The organism is Citrobacter sp. Awk 4, assembly GCF_028069725.1.
In the GTDB taxonomy this organism is placed as follows: domain Bacteria; phylum Pseudomonadota; class Gammaproteobacteria; order Enterobacterales; family Enterobacteriaceae; genus Citrobacter_D.
The window spans coordinates 1-5,400 of sequence record NZ_JANEWG010000099.1; the positions used below are offsets into that span (position 1 = coordinate 1).

At 49.4% G+C, this 5,400-nt stretch carries 7 protein-coding genes; 1 reads left to right on the plus strand and 6 read right to left on the minus strand.

Annotation, left to right across the window (positions count from 1 at the left end; translation table 11 throughout):
• Positions 1 to 140 precede the first annotated feature (140 nt).
• Both ypdK and lpxP read right to left on the minus strand, forming a co-directional pair.
• The gene (gene ypdK, locus NNO04_RS22040; RefSeq protein ID WP_010723117.1) at positions 141 to 212 is read right to left on the minus strand and encodes a membrane protein YpdK; all 72 of its coding nucleotides are present in this window, start codon (positions 210 to 212) and stop codon (positions 141 to 143) included.
• 433 nt (positions 213 to 645) lie between these two features.
• Positions 646 to 1,566 carry a kdo(2)-lipid IV(A) palmitoleoyltransferase gene (lpxP, locus tag NNO04_RS22045; protein ID WP_271446479.1) on the minus strand — a complete coding sequence of 307 codons (921 nt, stop codon included), beginning with the start codon at positions 1,564 to 1,566 and terminating at the stop codon, positions 646 to 648.
• Between the two features lie 422 nt (positions 1,567 to 1,988).
• Here lpxP and NNO04_RS22050 point away from each other — a divergent pair, with 422 nt between their 5' ends.
• Positions 1,989 to 2,231 (plus strand): DUF2545 family protein, encoded by a 243-nt coding sequence (locus tag NNO04_RS22050; RefSeq protein ID WP_271446480.1) that lies wholly within the window; start codon positions 1,989 to 1,991, stop codon positions 2,229 to 2,231.
• Positions 2,232 to 2,447: 216 nt separating this feature from the next.
• On the opposite strand, the gene NNO04_RS22055 is transcribed toward NNO04_RS22050, so the two are convergent.
• From NNO04_RS22055 to NNO04_RS22070, 4 genes are read right to left on the minus strand one after another with little or no spacing between them, the layout of a single operon-like run.
• Positions 2,448 to 3,119: a hypothetical protein gene (locus NNO04_RS22055; protein ID WP_271446481.1), complete on the minus strand. Its 672-nt coding sequence runs from the start codon at positions 3,117 to 3,119 to the stop codon at positions 2,448 to 2,450.
• Positions 3,104 to 3,628: an RNA polymerase sigma factor gene (locus tag NNO04_RS22060; protein WP_271446482.1), complete on the minus strand. Its 525-nt coding sequence runs from the start codon at positions 3,626 to 3,628 to the stop codon at positions 3,104 to 3,106. The genes NNO04_RS22055 and NNO04_RS22060 overlap by 16 nt, the downstream gene beginning before the upstream one ends.
• A gap of 8 nt (positions 3,629 to 3,636) precedes the next feature.
• Positions 3,637 to 4,329, minus strand: a complete 693-nt coding sequence (locus tag NNO04_RS22065) for a hypothetical protein (RefSeq protein ID WP_271446483.1) — start codon at positions 4,327 to 4,329, stop codon at positions 3,637 to 3,639.
• 44 nt (positions 4,330 to 4,373) lie between these two features.
• Positions 4,374 to 5,168, minus strand: coding sequence for a substrate-binding domain-containing protein (locus NNO04_RS22070; protein WP_271446484.1), 795 nt, complete (start codon positions 5,166 to 5,168; stop codon positions 4,374 to 4,376).
• Positions 5,169 to 5,400 lie beyond the last annotated feature (232 nt).

The window sequence follows — 5,400 nt, forward strand, 5'->3', positions numbered from 1 at the left end:
TACGGGCCGTAAGTAACAAAGTTGGATGCAAATGTCAGATCGTATGCGCCTGTTAGGGCGCGGCTGGTAACAGAGCCTTACAGGCGCATTTGAAAAACCTCCGGCTATGCCGGAGGATATTTATTGCTGCGTTTTTATTTTTAGATCATCAGGGCAAAAGTTCCGGCCCATACGATGACCATAAATGAAATGCCCATAAAGAAATATTTCACGTTTCATCTCTCCGCGTACCTTCATGTACGCCTAAATGAACTTAAACTCACCTGATTATAGAGAGCTGGTGCCAGACTGAATGAAACTGAGAATGTTCCCCGTTTCGTCTGCGGCATCACCTCAGAATTCTGTGCTTCATTGCTCCAGACGGCGCTAATGTACGCCTAAAAATGAGGCGAAACAAGAGGCATTTTTTTATTTACTTTTAGTAACTTACAAGTGTCGGGATTCGGCGACAGTTTGATTTCTGATGGTAATAAATGGCCAGTCAGCGACGAGAGTATTGATCGGATAATGCCCGCTATACCTTGCTGAAATTAGGGTTATTTTTACGCGAGATCTACACAAGATGACGTGATGTCAGCGTGATCTTGATAGTGGGGCGGAATATGAACAGGGCAGAAAAAAAGAAAGGCCATAAGGCCTTTCTTTCTAAATATAGAGTGAGGCTTCACCCTGCGGGCGAGTTTTGAACCGACGGTGGATCCAGAGATATTGTTCAGGCGCACGCATGATCTCTCTTTCGATGATCTTGTTCATGTAGGCGGCAGCCTGGTTTTCTTCGGTTGGGTAACCTTCCATTTCAGGCGAGATAAACAGGCGATATCCTGAGTTATCGGCTTTTCTCACCATGGTGACGGTCAGCATGGCAGAGCCTGACAGACGGGAAAGCACATACGTCCCGTTGGTGGTGGCCACATTTTTGACCGCAAAGAAAGGAGCAAATGAGCTGCCTTTACGTCCGTAGTCCTGGTCGGGAGCAAACCATACGGCTTCCCCTTTCTTCAGCGCACTGACGATGCCACGCAGATTGTTTCTGCCGATCATCGCTTTATTCGAGCGCATACGTCCGCGCGTCTGAACCCATTCCATTAACGGGTTATTATGCGGACGGTAGGTTGCCATCATCGGCTGGCACAGTCCCATTACGCGACCGCCCAGCTCCAGCGACATAAAGTGAACGCCGACTACCATAACACCTTTGTTTTGCGCCTGAGCGCGCAGCAGGTTATCCATTCCTTCGACATCAAACCATTTGCGTACGCGTTTGTCAGGCCAGAACCAGGCCATGCCCGTTTCGAGCAGCGCCATGCCGAGAGAGTGAAAGTTCTCTGCAATCATGGTTTCTCTCTCTTCCTGCGATAATTTTGGGAAGCAGAGTTCAAGATTTTTACGGGCGATAGATTCGCGACGTTTTAAAAAAGGGCGCGCCAGTTTGCCTGTTCGGGTCCCCAAAAAGCATAAAACGGGGTAAGGCAATTGCACCAGCAACCAAAGCACACTGAGGCCAAACCAGGTGAGCCAGTAGCGCGGATGCAGGAATTCGCGTGAAAATTTGCTTGTTGGGAACATAAGCACCTTCAATAGATACGGGATGTTGTATCGCAGAAGATTTCTGGTCTGCAGCGGTACACTCATACTTAGGCCATCATGTACGACAATGGTTCCTGTAAAGAGTGTAAAACTGAGTCAGGACAAAACCACGAGGGGCATGAATGCTTGCCCATATAATATACCATTTTAGAATTAGAACCTGCTATAAAATCTTATACAAGAAACGTAAAGATTTTTTTGGTTGTGAGAGGGGGGAAGTATTTAATTTTAATTCTATGTTTTAAATGCTTTTTGATACCGTGAAGCACGATGGGTGCAGGGGATCAAATTGTGAGGCGAATGTGATACACACGGTTCCGTTATAAGGTATAACTTAAAGTATAAACGGTAAGGAGTGTAAGGTATTACGGGAAGTATCATCGCCCACAGGAGGTAACGCTATGATCTATTTATTGATGTTTCTTGCGATAAGTATTGTAGCCGTAAGTGGTTATATTGGTCAGGTTTTGGGGACTATTTCAGGCGTTTCTTCTTTTATCGGAATGATCGCTCTTGCAATCGTAATATACAACTTCACCTGGTGGTTGACCGGGGGGGCGGAAATGGTTACCGGTTTTTTTCTTTTTCTCTCTCCTGCCTGTGGGTTGATGATCCAATTAATGGTGGGTTACGACAGGCAATAAAGGCGGCGGCATCCTCCAGTAAATAAAATTGAATAATAACCTGTGCTTATTCTTAATGTTTTACGTTTTTTCATGTGTTAAGTGCCAGCCTGGTCTGGCACTTAATTTGGATAAAACAAGTGTTAAATAGCGTATTGTTCAGTTTTTCCGATGACTCCTCATTCACCACAAGTCCCCAGACCAGCGAAAAAGTGATGGCATCAGAAATTCGCCAGGCTAAAGAGTGAGGCATTTGCCGGAAAACAACGTGCGTTCGTTATCCTTGACGACCAGTTCATCACTGTTTTTCAACTGCTTCCATTCACCGGGTGTCAGATAGTGCAAATCCTGCAACTGCGTCATCGGGGCAAGGTACACCAACTGGCCGCTGGTTTTGTCGCGCATCCACAACGTTGCCTGCGTAAATGCTGCCGGGTCGCTGTGCGCGCTGTATTGCACTCGAATACTGGACTGTCCGGGTTTACTTCCCTGAAACGCCAGCAGGACAAAACAATCCCGGCACTCTTTGGACGACATCATCGCCAGATAACTCACGGGCTTTATTTGCTGCGTTACCGGCGTCAGCGTCATAAACATCAGTAGCGCCCCTACGACCAGCCACCCGGCATTACGCAGCCAGTGTTTTACGCCGCGCGTCGGAACGCCTCTGTCCATTGACGCCTGGATATTGCGCCAGACGTGTGCCGGTGGATGCGCGACAGTGGGACTGCGGGCATCCAGGTGTTGCTGCCATTGTTCCACCGCCTGCCATAACGACGGATCCTGTTCCAGAAGGCTTTCAAACCGCCGTCTGGCAAGCGGAGACAGTACACCCAGCAGATATTGACTGGCGAGATGTTCGCGGATTTGTGGATGACGATAGCGGGAAGCGGTTATTGGCTGAGGCATTGTTTTAACTCGCTAAGACCCCGGCGGATCCAGGATTTGATCGTGCCTTGCGGCGCACTGAGATGGCTGGCAATTTCGGGGTGTGAAAAACCGTGATACCAGGCGAGGACGATGGCGCTGCGTTTCTCTGCTTCCAGTCGGGAAAGGCAGTCGGTGAGCCGATGCTCTTTCTCCTGTTGTGGCGGTGGCGCTATGAGGTCATCTTCCTCACCCGACAGCTCGGTTTCACCTCGTCTTCCGTGTTGTCGGATGTGGTCGATAGCCTGGTTGCGCATGACCTGGCACAGCCATGCCCAGGGGGCGTCAATCGGTGAACGGAGTTTACCGTGCCAGATTTTGATGTACCCTTCCTGGAGCAAATCAGCAGCAATCGCCTTGTCTCTCACGATAAGTAAAATGCGGGTATATAAATACCCGCTGGTGCGTTGATAAAGGGTGGTGAAAGCTTCTCTGTCCTGTAGCAGGATCCGCGAAAAAAGTGTGCGGATCTCTTCCTTATCAATGTCCACGCGATACCTTATTGAGTAATGGAGATGATATGCCATACGTTTTTGACGTTATCTCCGGTGGTGTCGCCTGGGGCGCGATCCTGTTTCCAGAGGTAGAGCGGCATATTGTTATAACGCAATTGCCGCTGACCGTCCCGGCGCGTGCTGGAACTGAATGGCGGCGCTAATTTTGCATTTGCCCCGACAATCACCGGTGGCCATTTTTCGGCGCAATCGTCATAGCAGGCCGGGACGCCATTCTTATCGTTATCAAAGGTGTAAAGCGTCATGTTGTCGGCATTCACCAGAATACGGCCTGCTTTTGTCGTATACACCTGGACAGGCGTTTCGTCGGCGCGCGCCAGTTGCCAGACGTTTTTGACCCCTGCGCCAGTGGTATCGCCGGGTTTCATATCTTTTACCCAGCGATAGAGTGGCTTGCCGTTGAGTGCCCATTGCCGGGTGCCATCCTCTCGCTTGATGGCTTCAAGCCCATTTATCGTGGGCGACATCTGTTCTGTGACCTGCAACGGTGGCCAGTTTTTGCTGCACTCTGCATCGCAAACGGAAATGCCGTTACTGTCTTTATCAAAGGTATAGAGCGTCATGTTCTCTTTGTCGGTATACACCTTTCCAAGCGACGTATCATGTACGGCGATATCTGCGGCCTGCACGGCACAGGTGGTTCCTGCTAACATCACACTCCAGATGAATTTGTTCATAACGTTTTCCTGTTGCTTGATTGTAGACGGAATTTTCCAGTGGGTTATTGCATCCAGCCTTCGTGAGCAAAAATTTTGCTCGCCTCCGGGGAGCTCAGGTAACGGACGAAATCCTGTGTCTGCGGATCGGCATTTTTCGCGACGGCGATATTCATATCCCGATAGATCCGCCGCTCGGGTTCAATCTCGACCAGAGTAGCCTTATCCGGGTGAGAGAGAGGCCAGTCGCTCCAGGTTATCCAGGCGTCGGCCTGCGGTTGTTGAAAAGCTTTAAATGCCGCGCCGCTGCCTTTTTCAAAAGCAACAATTTTGCTGCGGATGTTTTTGATATCGGCAAGCTGGCCGGTACGTCCGGCGATATCTTCCCAGACTCCGGTTCCGGAGGTGTTGTAAACACCTGCACCTTCAGTGACCACGATGCCAACGTCTTTTTTCAGTAGATCGTTAATTCCCTTAATGCCTTTAGGATTTCCCGGTTTCACCGCAATCACTGAACGTTGTAAATAGAGGGGCATGACGTCTTTACTTTGAATAAAGGCATACGTTTCCAGAAACGCGGTCATCGACTGCTGGGAAGAGCCGAAAATGAGATCGGCATCGTGCTGCGCTTCTTTGCTCCATTTGCTTTCCGGTCCATAGATGACCGTAACGTTAACGCCTGATTGTTTCGACCAGGCGCTGGCGGCTTTTTGCAGCGCAGAGTGTGGGCCACCCGGTCCATAGACCTTGATGACGCCATCCTGAGGCTGATGCTGAATGGAAGGATCGGTAAGTGGTGAAGCAGAAAACGCGGTAAAACCGGGTAACAACAGTGAAAGGATCAGGTACTTATATTTCATGAGGACTCCAGTAGCGATGGGGTTTACTGGAGAGACGCGGCAAAAACCAAAATGGATGCATGCGGAACACAATTTTTTGGCGTGTGTTTTTCCTGTTCCATGTGAGATGGGCAAGGGGGATACCCGTTTATCTGACCTGCGCAGTGCCTCTGGCCTTTGACACACGCCGAACATTTACAAAACCACAGTTCTGATGCATATCTCGTAAAAACGGTGCACGTGTAATTAAATA

Coding starts and splice junctions, on each gene's coding strand:
- lpxP (WP_271446479.1), bottom strand. CDS start 1,566: ATGTTCCCAACAAGCAAATTTTCACGCGAATTCCTGCATCCGCGCTAC.
- NNO04_RS22050 (WP_271446480.1), top strand. CDS start 1,989: ATGATCTATTTATTGATGTTTCTTGCGATAAGTATTGTAGCCGTAAGT.
- NNO04_RS22055 (WP_271446481.1), bottom strand. CDS start 3,119: ATGCCTCAGCCAATAACCGCTTCCCGCTATCGTCATCCACAAATCCGC.
- NNO04_RS22065 (WP_271446483.1), bottom strand. CDS start 4,329: ATGAACAAATTCATCTGGAGTGTGATGTTAGCAGGAACCACCTGTGCC.
- NNO04_RS22070 (WP_271446484.1), bottom strand. CDS start 5,168: ATGAAATATAAGTACCTGATCCTTTCACTGTTGTTACCCGGTTTTACC.